Source organism: Eubacterium limosum, from assembly GCF_000807675.2.
Classification (GTDB): Bacteria; Bacillota; Clostridia; order Eubacteriales; family Eubacteriaceae; genus Eubacterium; species Eubacterium limosum.
Window position 1 is genome coordinate 2,392,053 of the sequence record NZ_CP019962.1, and the last position, 15,664, is coordinate 2,407,716.

At 49.0% G+C, this 15,664-nt stretch carries 17 protein-coding genes and 1 pseudogene; all 18 read left to right on the forward strand.

The features are described from left to right. Window positions 1-65 precede the first annotated feature (65 nt). The gene (locus B2M23_RS11275; protein WP_081571194.1) at window positions 66-602 is read left to right on the forward strand and encodes a hypothetical protein; all 537 of its coding nucleotides are present in this window, start codon (window positions 66-68) and stop codon (window positions 600-602) included. Beyond that, window positions 568-855 (forward strand): hypothetical protein, encoded by a 288-nt coding sequence (locus tag B2M23_RS11280; RefSeq protein WP_081571195.1) that lies wholly within the window; start codon window positions 568-570, stop codon window positions 853-855. The genes B2M23_RS11275 and B2M23_RS11280 overlap by 35 nt, the downstream gene beginning before the upstream one ends. A 277-nt stretch (window positions 856-1,132) precedes the next feature. Next, window positions 1,133-1,678 carry a hypothetical protein gene (locus tag B2M23_RS11285; RefSeq protein ID WP_152025450.1) on the forward strand — a complete coding sequence of 182 codons (546 nt, stop codon included), beginning with the start codon at window positions 1,133-1,135 and terminating at the stop codon, window positions 1,676-1,678. A 615-nt stretch (window positions 1,679-2,293) separates the two neighbouring features. Further along, window positions 2,294-3,094 carry a phage portal protein gene (locus tag B2M23_RS11295; protein ID WP_167617875.1) on the forward strand — a complete coding sequence of 267 codons (801 nt, stop codon included), beginning with the start codon at window positions 2,294-2,296 and terminating at the stop codon, window positions 3,092-3,094. Window positions 3,095-3,133: 39 nt separating this feature from the next. Then, window positions 3,134-3,481: pseudogene (locus B2M23_RS11300) on the forward strand (VG15 protein); the annotation flags it as partial. A gap of 97 nt (window positions 3,482-3,578) precedes the next feature. Continuing rightward, window positions 3,579-4,073, forward strand: a complete 495-nt coding sequence (locus B2M23_RS11305) for a DUF4355 domain-containing protein (protein WP_052237488.1) — start codon at window positions 3,579-3,581, stop codon at window positions 4,071-4,073. An 18-nt stretch (window positions 4,074-4,091) separates the two neighbouring features. Further along, the gene (locus B2M23_RS11310) at window positions 4,092-4,970 is read left to right on the forward strand and encodes a phage major capsid protein (protein ID WP_038354093.1); all 879 of its coding nucleotides are present in this window, start codon (window positions 4,092-4,094) and stop codon (window positions 4,968-4,970) included. Window positions 4,971-4,984: 14 nt separating this feature from the next. Then, window positions 4,985-5,134, forward strand: a complete 150-nt coding sequence (locus tag B2M23_RS21215; RefSeq protein ID WP_167617707.1) for a hypothetical protein — start codon at window positions 4,985-4,987, stop codon at window positions 5,132-5,134. Window positions 5,135-5,145: 11 nt separating this feature from the next. Then, window positions 5,146-5,538 carry a Gp19/Gp15/Gp42 family protein gene (locus tag B2M23_RS11315; RefSeq protein ID WP_038354092.1) on the forward strand — a complete coding sequence of 131 codons (393 nt, stop codon included), beginning with the start codon at window positions 5,146-5,148 and terminating at the stop codon, window positions 5,536-5,538. Next, window positions 5,535-5,876, forward strand: a complete 342-nt coding sequence (locus tag B2M23_RS11320) for a hypothetical protein (protein ID WP_038354091.1) — start codon at window positions 5,535-5,537, stop codon at window positions 5,874-5,876. The genes B2M23_RS11315 and B2M23_RS11320 overlap by 4 nt, the downstream gene beginning before the upstream one ends. Further along, window positions 5,869-6,129, forward strand: a complete 261-nt coding sequence (locus B2M23_RS11325; RefSeq protein WP_038354090.1) for a hypothetical protein — start codon at window positions 5,869-5,871, stop codon at window positions 6,127-6,129. The genes B2M23_RS11320 and B2M23_RS11325 overlap by 8 nt, the downstream gene beginning before the upstream one ends. Next, window positions 6,126-6,464, forward strand: coding sequence for a hypothetical protein (locus B2M23_RS11330; protein WP_052237487.1), 339 nt, complete (start codon window positions 6,126-6,128; stop codon window positions 6,462-6,464). The genes B2M23_RS11325 and B2M23_RS11330 overlap by 4 nt, the downstream gene beginning before the upstream one ends. Window positions 6,465-6,477: 13 nt before the next feature. Then, on the forward strand, window positions 6,478-7,035 hold the full coding sequence (locus B2M23_RS11335) for a phage tail tube protein (protein WP_038354089.1): 558 nt from the start codon (window positions 6,478-6,480) through the stop codon (window positions 7,033-7,035). Between the two features lie 8 nt (window positions 7,036-7,043). Further along, window positions 7,044-7,322 (forward strand): hypothetical protein, encoded by a 279-nt coding sequence (locus tag B2M23_RS11340; protein ID WP_038354088.1) that lies wholly within the window; start codon window positions 7,044-7,046, stop codon window positions 7,320-7,322. A 152-nt stretch (window positions 7,323-7,474) separates the two neighbouring features. Beyond that, complete coding sequence (locus B2M23_RS21800; RefSeq protein ID WP_423240880.1) at window positions 7,475-7,717, forward strand: DUF5361 domain-containing protein; 243 nt, start codon at window positions 7,475-7,477, stop codon at window positions 7,715-7,717. Next, window positions 7,707-9,842, forward strand: coding sequence for a tape measure protein (locus B2M23_RS11350; protein ID WP_052237486.1), 2,136 nt, complete (start codon window positions 7,707-7,709; stop codon window positions 9,840-9,842). Before B2M23_RS21800 ends, B2M23_RS11350 begins: the two co-directional genes overlap by 11 nt. After that, window positions 9,835-11,313: a distal tail protein Dit gene (locus B2M23_RS11355; RefSeq protein ID WP_038354086.1), complete on the forward strand. Its 1,479-nt coding sequence runs from the start codon at window positions 9,835-9,837 to the stop codon at window positions 11,311-11,313. The genes B2M23_RS11350 and B2M23_RS11355 overlap by 8 nt, the downstream gene beginning before the upstream one ends. Window positions 11,314-11,316: 3 nt before the next feature. Further along, window positions 11,317-15,588, forward strand: coding sequence for a phage tail spike protein (locus tag B2M23_RS11360; RefSeq protein ID WP_052237485.1), 4,272 nt, complete (start codon window positions 11,317-11,319; stop codon window positions 15,586-15,588). Window positions 15,589-15,664: the final 76 nt, after the last annotated feature.

Below are 15,664 nucleotides of genomic sequence, written 5' to 3' on the forward strand. Positions count from 1 at the left end.
GATGGGTATCACATTAGATGACTGGCAGGCGGATGTCTTGAGTGATTGGCTGGCGGTGGGAGTGAGTGGAAAATGGGTGCATATTCGAAATGGACTGTCCTGTCCAAGGCAAAACGGCAAAACGGCACTTTTGGAAAGCCGGATTAATTTTTGGAACCCTGTTTCGGGGCGAGAAAATACTTTATACTGCGCACGATTATTCAACGGTCACGCAACTGTTTGACCGTGTCCAACACTTCTTTGGCGAAAAAAAAGATGATCCAGAGTGCAAATATCCGGAACTAAATGCCAGGGTGTCGTCGGTTCGGCGGGCAGCGGGAAAAGAGGCCATCTTCTTTAAGAATGGCGCGGGGATTATTTTTCGACGCGAACCAAGTCCTCGCGGCGTGGTTTTACAGTCGATGTGGTCATCGTTCGATGAGGCTCAGGAGCTTACGGATACACAACTAAAAGCTATCATGGCGACCGCGTCCAGCTCCCCCTTAAGAACCCGCAATTTATCTTTACCGGCACACCGCCGGGGCCAGAAACATCTGGGGACGTATTCGCCATATCCGGGAAGGGGCATTGACCGAAGAAGAAAAGGACGTATCATGGAATGAATGGAGCGTTGAGAGCGTCGGGGACACCCGCGATGAAAAGAGATGGTATGACACAAACCCGTCGCTTGGCATTCGCCTAGATGTGGACGTTGTCCGGGCGGAAATTTCGACCATGAACGAAGTATCCTTCGCGCAGGGGCGCCTTGGGTACTGGCTGCCAAAATACCAGTTTGCCGCCGTGATTGACCGTAAGGAATGGGAAAATGTGCGACCGAAAGCCCGGCGAAAGATGGAAAGCTGGCCTATGCGTTAAATTTTCGGCCGATGGCGCAACGGTGTCTCTGGCCGTGGCATTAAAGCCACAAAAAGGGACTGACGCATGTGGAAATCATCGAAAATCGTTCCATGGCGGGCGGCATCTCTTGGTTGGCAGACTGGTTGATTAAGCGAAAAAACCAAAGCGGCCACTATCGCGATTGACGGGCTCAACGCGTCGATGGTACTTGTCGAAAGGCTAAGAGAGGTGGCATTACCGCCAAAGGGGCGATCACCAATCCCGAAAGTCCGGCGACGTTGTGGCTGCGGCCAGCATGTTACTAAACGCGATCCGGGAGGGCGAGGTGACGCACTTCAACCAGCCCGCCCTGAATGAATCAGCGTTAATGAGCGAAAAAAGATTGATCGGAAGCAATGGCGGGTGGGCTTTTGGCAGCAAGCAAGTAGGACAGCACGCTAATAGAGGCGGCGGCACTGGCTTATTGGTCGGTGTGCACCACCAAACGAAACCCACAAAGAAAGCAGGTGTTGATATGACGGAAAAATGGGTGCCGATGAACAGCATTTTTAATTTTAAGCCGGAAACATTCGCGGGCTATTGCCGCAAGACCAGACGGCGTTTAGCGAGCTATCGAAGTGTGGCAGTGGAAACTGGGGAGAAACCAGCTAAAAAAGAAATACTACGACCCAGAAAAATAAGCTCAAGGACTTGGGCATCGCGGGTACCGCCAGTGCTAAAAAAAATGGAGTGCGCGCTTGGCTGCCAGCGAAAGCGGTCGATATGTTATCTGCCAGAAGCCGCTTTGATGGGTTTGTACTGCCAGACGAAGCGGACGACTACGGCATCAACGATATTTTAAAACAAAATAATTCCCGGTGCTCTACAGGCAGGCGACAACCAGCGAATTAATCCATTCGTGCTCTTTTATTACGGTGTCTAAAGGTGGTGCGGGCGATCCGCCGGTGGTGATGTCGGCTTACGATGCCGAAACAGCCGCCGCGCTGTGGGACAGCCGCCGGAAGAAAATAAAAAGCGGGCTGACGATTGTTGACGTCGACCCAAAAACGAGAGAGCCGACCCAGATAAACCTGTACACGAATAGCGCAATCATTGAGATAAGCAGAAATGGCAACACGTGGGATGCGGACTACAAGCCCCACAAGCAGGGGCGGCCACTAATGGAGCCCATGGTTTACAGGCCGTCACTTGACAGGCCTTTCGGAAAAAGCCGGGTGAGCCGGGCGGTGATGTCAATCACAGACAGCGCTATCCGTACGGCTGTAAGAACCGAGGTATCATCCGAATTTTTCACAAAGCCCGCAAAAGGTATCTTTTGGGGGCAGATCCGCAGCTCTTTAAGGAAAATTTCGAAGTGGGAGGGCGTACATCGGAAGTATCTTCGCGGTATCGAAGGACGAGGACGGGGATATTCCCGAGTTTTGGGCAATTGCCCCAGGCTTCCATGCAGCCACACATGGATACATGCGAAAATTTGGCCGCCCAATTTGCCGGAGAAACAGGCATTCCGATATCATCGCTGGGCGTGATACACGATAACCCGGCGTCAGCAGAAGCGATCTATGCCGCAAAAGAGGATTTGATCATCGAGGCGGAAGGTCTAAACGAAACAAACGGGGCAGCCTTAAGAAATATCGGTTTGCTGGTGGCGGCGATATCGGCGAATACAACCATCGACGCCCTGCCGGATAACGCAAAGAAAATGCAGCCACGCTTTAGAAACCCGGCGATTCCATCGGTCGTTAGCCAATCCGATGCAATTATTAAGCAGGTGTCCGCGATTCCGTGGATTGCCGAAAGCCAGGTGGCATTAGAGGAGCTCGGATACACAGAAAGCCAGATTACAAGGCTCTTAAGCGATAAACGAAAGTTCCAGTCCCGAAAGGCGCTTGAAGCGCTTATGGCGAGCGGTAACGGTAACGGGGTGAAGATAATACTGAGTAGTAGAGAACTGGAAAGCTACGGGCAAACCACTATTAAGCTGGCGGGGGAAGCGTCGGAGAAATTTAGTCGGTTTTTAAAAACGCTGAACATAAAAGACGGCAATTATTGGCCGTACAAAGACATGATCTTTGACGTTGCGGAGGGGCTGATACGCCAATACGGCGGCGCGGCTTCTCTGAACGCCGCTGAGTTCTTCGAGAAGCAGACCGGCATCAGTAACGCGCTGGCGTCGGAATGGATTGACCTTGATAGCTTAGACCGAACCAATTCGGTATGCGATTGCGGCAAATCGATACGACGCGCTGGGCGCTGACCCACTGCCGGAGGTGAATAAAAATATTCGCGGCAAACGAAAAACCATGCGCATCAAACAATGATTGACAATGCAAGAAAAAACAAAGTGAAGTTTGCGCGGGTTCCCGCTGGGGCAAAGACCTGCGCTTTTTGCATGATGCTGGCCAGCCGGGGGTTTGTGTATGTTTCTAAACAGACAGCCGGAGAGATGATGCAGTTTCACAACGACTGCGATTGCCAGATCATTGCGGGAGTGGAGGATGTAGAAGGGTATGACCCCGAATCTCTGCAAGATCAGTACCTCGAATCAAGGAAAAGGGTCGAAGAGGCAGATAAGGCAGATAAGGATGCGAATACCACAAAGGATATACTTGCGCAAATGCGAAAAGACTACAACGTCAAATAAAACAGTTTATATAGAGCTTAATAGCTCTTTTTTATTATAATTTACGCCGCGGTGAGCGGAAATCACCGATACGCCAAAAAGCGGGATAGGAGATAAAATGAGTGAAGAATTGATTAATGGGACTGAATCCACCGAAAGCAACCATCAAGAAAATACTTTTGAGCCCATAAGGTCCCAGGAAGATTTAGACAAAATTATCGGCGCACGCGTTGCCAGGGAGCGCAAAAAGTATGAAGGTTTTGAGGTTTATAAGGAGAAAGCGGAAAAGTATGATGCTTTTGAAGAGAGCCAAAAGACCGAGATGCAAAAGTTAAATGAACGCCTCGAAAACGCGGAAAAAGAAAACGCTGCTTATAAGCAACGAGAGCAGCTGGTAGGATGGGCAAAAGAAGTCTCCGACACATCGGGGGTTCCGGCTAATTTGCTGCGGGGCAGCACAAAAGAAGAATTAATGGCCCACGCTGATGAACTGAAAGCTTTTATTGGTGAACAACCAACAGCTCCGGTCGTGCCAAGCGACGGGCAAAAACCAAAGCACAAAACCGCAACAACAGCGGATTTATTTGCCGAGGCACTCGGCGACAAATTGTAGAAATGAGGTAAAGAAAACATGGCAATTGATATGAACAGAAAAACCACCGGCGTTGCGTTGCCGGAAGCAGTATCCACTGAAATCTGGGGGAAGGTTTTAGAAAGCTCTGCGGTTATGCAGTTGGCCCGAAAAATTGAATTACCGGGCCCTGGGATTAAAATTCAGACAATTACGGGCGAGCCTACGGCTGCCTGGGTAGGGGAAACGGATAAGAAACCCGTATCCAGACATACACTGGGAACCAAAACATTGGCGCCTTACACTATTGCAGTCATCGAACCTTTTAGCAACCAGTTTCGACGTGATGTCAGCGCACTTTACGCTGAGTTAATCCGACGCCTGCCCTATGCATTGGCAAAAACTTTTGACAGCACCGTGTTTGGTGGTACCACAAAGCCCGGGAGCGACTTCGACCAATTAAGTGACGTGACATCCGTCAACATTAAAACTGACCCTTGGGCTGGACTTGTGGCAGCAGACGCCGCGGTGTCTGCGGAAGGGCATGTGATTGGCGGTTATGCAATCTCCCCGCAGGCTAAGAGCATCCTGCTTAGCGCGAAGGATGGCAATGGACGACCACTGTTTATTAACAGCGTGGCCGACGGCGGCATCCCGGTTCTTCTTGGTAATCCCGTGCAGGTTGTAAAGGCAGCTTATTTGGCGGGCGCCAGTGATGGGGCTAATACGATTGGTTATGCTGGCGACTGGACGAAAGCGGTATATGGAACGGTCGAAGGCGTACAAATTGCGATCTCTGATCAGGCGACTTTGACCGATGGGGAAAACACAATCAACTTATTCCAGCAGAATATGTTTGCGGTTCGCGCCGAAATTGAGCTCGGCTTTAGACTGGCGGATACCACTGCCTTTGTTAAGCTGACCGACAAAGACGCATAAAAAGGGGGCACAATATGACCCCGATGATGTGTCCGATTACTGGTCAAACGGTTTTGGTTAACCCAGACAGTGTTGAAAATTTTTTGAAATTAGGATATGCAATCATAAAAGACAATCCTAAAGCTGTCAAAAAGACAAAAGCTAAAGAAACGGATGAAAAATAGGAGGTAGAAGCATGGTCGCGTTCGCAACATTAGTGGACTTGGAGAGACGATGGCGTCCTTTGTCAGACGTCGAAAAGGAACGGGCCGAGATGCTGTTGTCCGATGCCGCCACAAAAATAGCGCTTCTTTGTGAGCAAAGTGGGGTTGAGATCGACCCTGAGAATGACTTGCAAAGCGATGCGCTGGTTGGGATTAACTGTGAGATGGTTAAGCGGGCGATGCTGTCTCCGATTGATCTACCGCCTGTTTCAACCTTTGCGCAGACGGCAGGGAGTTACTCAGAATCTCAGACTTATGTCAACCCAACTGGGGACATCTATATGACGTTGGCCGAAAAAAAGCTGATAGGTATTGGCGCTCAACGCACGGGGAGCATCTCGCCAGCAATTGGAGGCATTAGATGATCACCGGTGAAAAAGTAACTCTTGAAATATACGCGGAAGGGCCACCAGATGCCATGGGGGATCCTTCTGTGGTTGCAGTGACAGAAGACATTGAAAACGTGCTTGTTGAGCCCGGGGCCACAGACAACTTATCAAGTGTTTCTAACCGCCCCGATGGGGATATCGCAGAGTATAAGCTGCATATCCCAAAAGGTTATGAGCGGTATGTATTTAGAGGTTGTCGCTTTAAGGTTCGGGGTGAGTGGATGGAAGTTATCGGAAATCCGACCTACTACACTCCGGAAAATACGCCAGGTGACTGGAATTATCCTGTGGAGGTGAAACGCTGCGATGGCTAACAATGTAAAAGTAAAAATAAACAGTGCTGGTGCAAGGGCCGTGCTTAACGCCAGTAGTGTACAAACTGACTTGCTGCGCCGTGCAAATGGTATGAAGCAAAGCGCAGAAACTATGGGAAAAGGCACCTATTCGGCTGATGTGAAGACCGGAAAAAACCGGGCCCATGCTATGGTTAAAACAACGGATATTGTATCGATTCGGTCGAACGCCAAAAACAACACGCTGCTAAAAGCAATGGGAGCTGGCAAATGAACATTGAAACAAGAATTATCGCATATTTAAACAAAAGAGGCTTCCAGACGTACGCGAACGTTCCAGCAACGCGCCCAGAGAGCTTTTTAACAGTAGAGCGTACGGGAGGGGGCCTTGATAACTATGTTATCGACCGTCCAACCGTGGCCATCCAGGCATGGAGCAAGAAACGCCTTGATGCATCAGAACTCGCATACTCTGTAAAGGATGCGATGGTGCAAATGGCAAGTGAAAAAGATATTTGTAAAGTGTCTATCAATACGATTTACAATTTTCCGGACTTAGAATCCGGGTCGGCCCGTTACCAATTGGTAGTGGATTTAGTAACAACATAAGGAGAAAAAAGACATGGGAAATGAAACAAAAAACGTATCTGTTGGGAAACCGCTGGCGACTGGTGCAATTTTCGTGGCACCTTCAGGAGCAGCTGTGCCAACTGACGCGGCGACTCCGTTAGCGGAAATATACAAATGTGTTGGATATATCAGCGAGGATGGCGTTACCAATGCTGTCACGACTGATTCAGAACCTGTAAAAGCATGGGGTGGTGATACTGTGTTAAACACACAGACATCGCGCGAGGAAACCTTTGCTTTTAAGATGATCGAAACAAACAAGACCTCATTGGAGCAGGCCTACGGTTCTGGGAATGTCACGGAGGAACCTGAATCCGGGAGCTTGTCCATTAAACATAACAGCAAAGAAAAGTCCGTTTATGTGTACGTTATGGAGGTTATCCTCACCGGAAACAGAATAAAGCGAATTGTCGTGCCGGTCGGCAAAGTGATCGAAATGGGCGATGTTGTTTACAAGGATAATGAGCCCATTGGTTACGAGATTACAGTATCGGCTGCACCAGACAGCGACGGAAATACCGCGTATGAATACATTGCAAGCGCGAAATAGGAGATAAAATGGCTGAACAAAAAATTCATGATATTAATAAAGTGAAAGTGGACGGCGTAGAAGTTTCGATTTCCAAGGCCAGGTTAGAAGATATCGAAACAATTGAGGCAATGTCGGACATGCAGGCAGGTGATGCGTTGGCGATTATTCCGCTTTTCAGGAAGCTTTTTGGGGATGATTACACCCGCATCAAAACGGAATTAAAGGGCGATAATGAAACACTGAGCATTGAAAAAATGTCGGAATGGTTTGGCGCTGTCCTGGAGGAATTAGGCGCAAAAAACTGATTTGGCTCGCAACTTTTATGAGAAGGTACCCCGCAGAGTTACGAGCCGATTTTAGGCAATATTATCACATAAGCGCGGATGACATCGGCTGTACAGTGTCAATCGCTGAGGCAGCCGATTTGGCAGCAATGTTACCACTAAGATCGCGATGTATGAGCGCTGTGGATCAGAGGCTGTCCTGGGACGTGGAGCACCATTTGCTGGCAAGGATTGCGGACACCTTGTCTTATTTTTTTTGGTCTACAACTGTGGATGGCATGAATGGGCGCAACCAACCGGAGTGCGTCGCGCGGCCAGGTGAAATGCGGAAAACCGAAGCAAAAGGCGAAGGAAAAACCGTTGAGGAGTGCCAAGAAATATTACACAGAAAGAGGGTGACGGAGAATGGCAACTGAGTTAGCGTCGGCTTATATTACTTTAATTCCCTCGCTTAAGGGGGCGCAGGCAAGTATTACCAAACAGCTCGGGGGGATAGATACGACCAGCGAGGGAAACGCTATAGGGAAAAAGACGGGTACTGGATTCCTTGGTGGCTTTGCTGTCGCTGGTGCGGTCGGTGCGGTTGTATCTAAAGCCATGAATGCCATCTCTGCGTCTATGGACGCTGCGATTAAACGTACGGACATCATGAACAACTTCCCAAAAGTCATGTCGAACATGGGCATTAGCGCTGAAGCTTCCCAGGCGGCTATTACAAAAATGAGCGATAAGCTTACCGGTTTGCCCACCAGCATTGATGCCGCGGCGTCAAGCGTTCAGAGATTTACGTCTAAAAACAATGATGTCGGCAAATCAACGGATATGTTTTTGGCACTCAACAACGCATTGTTGGCGGGGGGCGCATCCACTGAGATCCAAAGCGCAGCAATGGAGCAGCTTTCACAATCCTATGCCAAAGGGAAAATGGACATGGAAGAATGGCGTTCGCTTCAAACCGCTATGCCTGCTCAACTCAATCAAGTGGCACAGGCTATGGGCATGAGTGCGGACGAATTGGGAGAAGGATTGCGAACCGGGACCATATCCATGGATGAATTTATGGATATGATTATGAAGCTAAACACAGAGGGAACGGGCGCCTTTGCGTCGTTTGAAGAACAAGCTAAAAGCGCTACAGGCGGCATCGGGACGCAGCTGCAAAATATGAAAACCGCTGTAACCCGTGGGATTGCCAACGTGCTTGACGCCATTGGCCAAGATACCATCGGTAAGGCTTTCGCAGGAATTAACGGTGTCATAAAAGGGGTTAGCGATGTTGTTGTCGAAATGGTTAAAAGAGTAAAAGAAAGCGGACTTGGTGACGCTTTTGGAAGACTTTATGAATCTGCTAAATTGGCCTTTGAACCAATCATCAACAACATCGGCCCTGCATTCATGAATTTTTTTGACGGCCTGATCGAAGCCGTGACAAATGTCGTTGATTTTTTTGCCGACCTTTTCGATACAATTTCCGTGGCGGGTCTTGGAGATACAATTGCGGAGTCTTTTGGGAAAATATCCGAAACCATAGGACCATTGCTGGAAATGCTTGGTAACACACTTGGCCCACTCATTGAGATTATCTTCGGTGTTATTGTAGATGGTCTAAATGTTATTCTGCCAATTCTTTCTCAGGTTGTCGCCTGGATTGTACAGATCGTGACATGGATCGGAAACATTCTTGGGCCGGCCCTTGTTGCGATGCAACAAATATGGGCTGCGGTCTGGAGGGCAATTTTTGATAAGATACAAGCATTCTGGACAGGTCTTACCGAGGGCTTTTCTGCCCTTGTTGGTTTTTTTCAATGGCTTTGGGGCGTTGTGTCATTGGGTTTTGAGTCGCTCGTTTCCAGTATCAGTGACTTCTTTATAAGGGCAGGGGACACAATCCGAAGTCTATGGGATGGAATCGTAGGGTTTTTCTCAAGTATATGGAACGCTTTATCAACAGGCGCATCCAATGCAACCAATATCGTGATTGAATTTGTCGGCGGATTGCCGGGCAAGATCAAGGGCTTTTTTTCAGACGCCGGTTCATGGCTGCTTGACGCTGGCGCTAACATAATCGAAGGCCTGAAAAACGGGCTTGTGAGCGCCTTTGAGGGTGTTAAAGACTTTGTTTCTGGCATCGGATCATGGATTGCTGAACACAAAGGACCGAAAGCCTACGACTTGGCACTTCTTGTTCCCAATGGGGCGTGGATCATGCAATCCCTTGCAAAAGGGTTACAGAAAGGATTTCCGGCCGTAGAAAAGACGCTATCAAGCTTAACCGATGATCTTATGTCTACGCGCTTTGATGGTGAAATGGCCGTGTCGGTGGTCCCTCGCCAATCAATGCTCCGCGGCAAGAGTGCCCTTGCGAGCGCGGAACAGCTGCCCAAAGAGGAAGCCAAAAGGCCGATTGTGGTACAGGCGGTTGTGGAGGCAATTCTTGATGGTCGGAAGGTTGGATATGGCACTGCAAAGTATTCAAAGGAAAAAAATGATTTTGACGAAAAACGTAGAAATCGGATAGGAGGTGTATTGACGGATGTATGATGCAAGAAATGCAAGTGATGAAGCCATCTCTCTTGATGGTGTCTATATTGAAGACGCTGTTGAGGGATATAAAACACTCTCTGTTTCCGGCCGTGAGTCCTTGGAGTATAGCATTTCCGATGAAGACCGTCCTATTGGGATGGATGGTATGGAATACTACGGAAAACGCCAAGCAGGCCGCACCATTATCATACGCTATAAACTCGAAGCCTATACAGCTCGTAACTTTATAGCACGCTACCGAAAACTCAAAGCCTTTTGTAGTGGCGATAACCACAAGCTCCGTTTTGCTGATGAACCAAACGCCCATTATACGGGAACCTTATCTCGGATTGATTCCCCGGATTCTGGCTGTCTTAGCGTGGTTGGCGAGATCGAATTTTACTGCGCAGACCCTTACCTTGAGTCTGACTTAATCACCACCGTTCAAGCGAAGATGGAAGAGGGCAAGTTGGTAGCGCATGTTAACAACGACGGTAGCGGCTCTGTTTATCCAGTTTATCGAATCAAACACAAGGCGGAGAACGGCTATATCGGCATCGTGCACACCGGAGGGGCCTTCGAGATGGGCAATATCGAGGAGGCGGATACAACGCCTTATGATAGAAGTGAAAGGCTTTTGACAGGGTTCTACAGCTTTAGTGCGTATACCGGACAAAATCCCGAAAATGAATCAATTTTGCTTAATGGGTCACTAACGTTGGAGGAAGATGAATGGCTGTCACTTAACAATAAAGGGTCCGGCAGACAATGGCATGGCGGGTGCTATCGAGCAATGCTGCCAGAAGATTCAAGGGGGGAAGTCGGAGCAAAAAACTTTTATTGTTGGTGGCGGTCTTATTTTGTAACAGGATTAATGGGACAAACAGGACTCCAACAAGTACTGCTAACGGATGAGAGTGACAAGTTAATTGCCGGGTATGGAATGTACAAATCGGATAAGGTAGGAAACACGGCGCATGTAATCACCTGGGTTCCTGATGGAGAGTTTAAAGATATTTTGTTTACGCCAAGTGTTTATGTGGAAAATCCGTTTCGGGTTAACCACGGTGAATGCGATCTATTAAAAGAAGGAAGCAAATTAAGATTTCATTACTATGGCAGTTATTATTCGATTAACGTTCCTGAAATCGAAAATAAAAAAGTAACCTACATTTATGTTGTTTTAGGGGATTGGGGGGATTCAGAGAAATATATGTCTATCAATAAGGTGGGTAATTTTTATGCTGATAAAAATAATGTCGAGGCCTATAAAGATATACCAAACCGGTATTCTGCCGGCAGCGAGGTGGTGGTTGACTGCGAGAGCGACAGCATCACGGTTCGCGGACTTCCCAGAAACGATGAGATGGTGACCGGTAGTGCTTTTTACCCGCTGCCGCCCGGGGAAACCGACATTGAATTTTACACTTCCAGCTGGTGCAAAGAACCGCCTGAAATCACAGTTGAGTATAGAAAGAGGTGGTTGTAGGTTATGTTAATCAGTATTCACGATAAGACCTTGCAGCGCGTTGCTTTTATTGACAACGAGAAGCCGGGGGCACTTCACTTTTTTGATGATGTCTGGCACCGCTATCTGACGGAAGCCACCAGCACCTTTGATTTTTCGGTTCCGAAAACAGGCAATGCGGCGCTTCAATACTTAACGGAAAAGAACTATGTCTCCTTTCAATACGAAGGGCAGGACTACCTGTTTAATATCATGCGGACCGAGGAAACAGAGGAGGATTTAGCCTGTTATTGTGAAAATCTGAACCTTGAGCTTCTCAACGAGCAGGCCGCACCCTTTAAAGCAAATGGTCCGGGAAAGTTTGTTGATTATTTTAACAATGAGACGCTGATTGGAGGAAAGTTTTATTCTGATCTGGTTATCGGCTTCAATGAAGTTGCAGAGTATAGCAGAACATTAGAATGGGAGGGGACGGATTCAAAGCTGTCCAGACTTTTGTCGCTTGTAAATAAATTTGACGCGGAATGTGAGTTTATCACAGAGCTTAACCGCGATGGCACCCTCAAGCGTATTGTGCTAAATATCTATAAAAAACATGACGATACCCATCAAGGGGTAGGAACTCGCCGGCAGGATGTAACGCTATACTATGGCAAAGAGATTGAGGCGATCCGCCGAACAATTGATAAAACCAACCTATATAGCGCTATTTATCCGCAGGGAAAAGACGGCCTGAGCATCACGACGGTTGAAAAGACCGAATACGACGCGGATGGCCGAGTTTTGTATTACACACACAGTGGGCAACCTTATCTCTACGCTCCTCAGACGGCAGAAGAATACCCAGCACAGATTTCAGGGAAAAATGATCGATGGATTCTCTATCGCTGGAATTATGAGACCGACAATATCAACACACTCTATGGTCAAGCGCTGGCAAAGCTTAAGGAGATCAGCGTACCAGCAATTACTTACGAAGTGGATGGTAGCCGCACGTTGGAAATTGGCGATACCGTTAAAATCCATGATGACAAGTTTACGCCAACACTGCTTTTGGAGGCGCGGGTCAGCGAACAAGAGGTTTCTTTTTCAGATCCAACAAAGAATAAAAATGTCTTTTCCAATTTCAAGGCTCTGGAGAACAAACTTTCAACGGATATTACGGGGCGTCTTGATCAGCTGATTCAGGAGGCGCTACCCTATACCGCAGAAATTTTGAGCGATAACGGGACGGTATTCCGAAACGGCGAAGGCGAGACGACCTTGACCGCACGCGTGCTAAAAGGCAATGTGGATGTAACATCCGCCGTTGAAGTAACCTGGGTTCGGGCAGATGCACCCCAGACGGCGGTCACCACCCCTTCAATTACAATCACCGCGACAGACGTCATTGGCAAAGCCGTGTATAAGCTTGCGGCCAAAAATAAAGAAGGCAGCATGCTCACAAGCGCAGAAGTAACCATCACACATGTCCTTGACGGAACGGGGGGCGAGCAGGGTGTTTCCGCAACTGCGATTGAAGAACAGTTCTACTTGTCAACATCAGATACCACGCCAACCGGCGGAAGGTGGCAGGCGGTTTGCCCGGCTTGGGAGCCTGGAAAATACATCTGGAGCCGGTACAAATGCAGTTGGTCCGATGATCGAATAACCTACACAACACCGACGTTGGCCACAGGTCTCAACACAGCTAACACAACCGCCAGTTCGGCCAATAGCACAGCGAATGACGCGAAAGATACCGCGGATATAGCGCTTGGCGAAGCTTCCGCAGCGGTAGCACGAGTTGGTGATTTAGAAGCTGAAAATGTAACGATCACAAATAAGCTGACTGTGACGGAAGCAGATATTAAAAAACTAAAAGCAGACGTGGCAGAGATTGGAGACCTTTCTGCGGTAACAGCGGACATTGAAAACTTAAAAGCCGATGTCGCAGAAATCGACACTGCTCTTATTGGCAAGGCGGACATTGACCTCGCCAACATTAAGAATGGGTGCATTACTACCGCTATGATCGGCACAGGGGTCATCGGCACCACGCAGATCGCAGACGGCAGCATCACGGACGCAAAAATCGTCGGCTTAACAGCGAATAAGATCACCGCAGGACGGCTGGACGCTGCCCAGATTGAGGTTGTGAACCTGAATGCGGCGAATATCACGGTGGGCACCATCAATGGGGTGCAGATCGCACCCGGAGCCATTGATCTGGATAAATTATCCAGTACGGTGTCTGGAATGATTAATGGGGCGGTGGATACCGCCAATAATGCACAGACCACTGCCGATGGCAAGAATAAGATTTATTATCAGAATACCCAGCCCGGATTAACCGGAAATAAAAAGGGTGACACCTGGTTTGACACCGCCAACGGCTATAAGGCTTATGTCTGGGACGGGACAAAATGGTCTGCCAGTCCTTTTGGTTCAGGCGCCCTGTCGGATGCCGTAAACAGCAGCATCACGACGGCAGGCAGCAACGCCAGTACCGCTTTAGCCAATGCGGCGGCAGCCAAAACCGCAGCCGATCAGGCCGCGAAGGATGCACAGACAGCACAGAGCAATGCCAGCGCGGCACAGACAGCCGCAGACCAGGCCGCCAAAGACCTGGAAGCCGCTGAAAAAAATCTGGCAGCGGTTACGGGCAGAGTGGATGCCACAGAGGAAGAAATCGCCGCCGCACAGGAAGCGGTCACAACAGCTCAAAACAAGGCTAACGCAGCGGCTCAGGCAGCTGCTTCGGCACAGAGCACCGCCGATACAGCGAAACAGAATGCGGCGGCCGCCCAGACAAAAGCCGACAGCGCCTATACGCTTGCGGATCAGGCGAAAAAGGCAGCGGCCACCGCCCAGACCAGCGCGGACGGCAAAAATACCGTCTTCTACCAGACCGCACAGCCGCCGACAACGGGGCGAAAAACCGGGGACACCTGGTTTGATACCGATGATGGAAATAGGATTTACCGTTGGGACGGCAGTAAATGGACAGCTTCGCAGTTTGGAACAAACGCCATTGCGAATGCCACCATTACGAATGCGTTAATTGCGAACTTAGACGCGGGCAAGATCACAACGGGCACCTTAGCGGCGGCAAGAATCGGCGCCGAAAGCATAACAGCCGAAAAACTGGCGGCAGGGTCGGTCATCGCTGGTAAAATCGCAGCAAATGCGGTGACGGCTTCGACCATTGCCACTGGCGCGGTCAATGCAGATAAACTGGCAGCTAACTCGGTCATTGCTGGCAAAATTGCCGCCAATGCGGTTACCGCGGGAACCATTGCCGCGGGTTCCATCAATGCGGACAAACTGGCGGCAGGCGCAGTGACAGCGGATAAGTTGGCGGCGGGCGCTGTCACGGCCGATAAGATTGCCGCAGGGACCATCACCGCAGCCCAGATCGCGGCCAATGCCATCACAGCGACACAGCTGGCAGCTGGTGCCGTCACCGCCGCTAAGATCGCGGCCGGGCAGATTACCGCGGACAAAATTGCGGCCGGTGCTATTACAGCCGATAAGTTCTATGGAACAGCCATCACCAGTAAAAACTACGTTGCCAACAGTGCTGGAACCAAGATAGATCTTTCTAATGGCACCATTGACACCAAGAATTTCAAGGTGGACAGTGCCGGAAACGTTGCTATGACTGGGAATCTTTCAATGCAAGGAACGCAGACGGTCACGATTAAAAATGCGAGTGCCGCCGAGATTGGACGCATTCAGTTCAAGGCAAAAGGGTGGGTATCACATCAGGCCTATGATGGAACCTTTGTCGGTGGAACCCAACAGCTTTTATTAAGTACAGGCTATTTAGGGGCAACTACCTGTTCAACGACAATGGATGTGGGGCTATACCCATTTCTACAGGCAGTGCGTTCTGAAAACACAAAGTCGTTATCGTTAATGGCACCAGGAAGTACCGCGGCAGTTGCAGGCATTACAATGAATACAGGACAAAGCCCGTATGTTCAAGGGTTTGGTTGTACCGAAGAAGTGGACTTTACACCAGCAAGCGGCTTTACAAAATTATCGGGGTATATGAACAAAATTGTCTACAATGCGATGGGGAAATTTTGCTTTTTAGCCTTTACCCTGTCAGGCAACATCACAGCGGGTCCTTGGGTAACAGTATTAACTTTACCAGCAGGCTATCGGCCAAGTTTAACCCTGACATACTCTGGCAATAACGGGAACCAGGGCTTGAGCCAGATTCGCATAAACCCGAATGGAACGGTCCAGGCCTGGGGACAAAGCAATCTTCCGGATATTTCATATACCGCGTTTTACTATGTAGCATAAAGGAGGGGTTTGTCATACTGTCAGGAAAAAGTATTAAAATATTCATTACTGAGTTTTCGCGGATTGATTTAGAAGA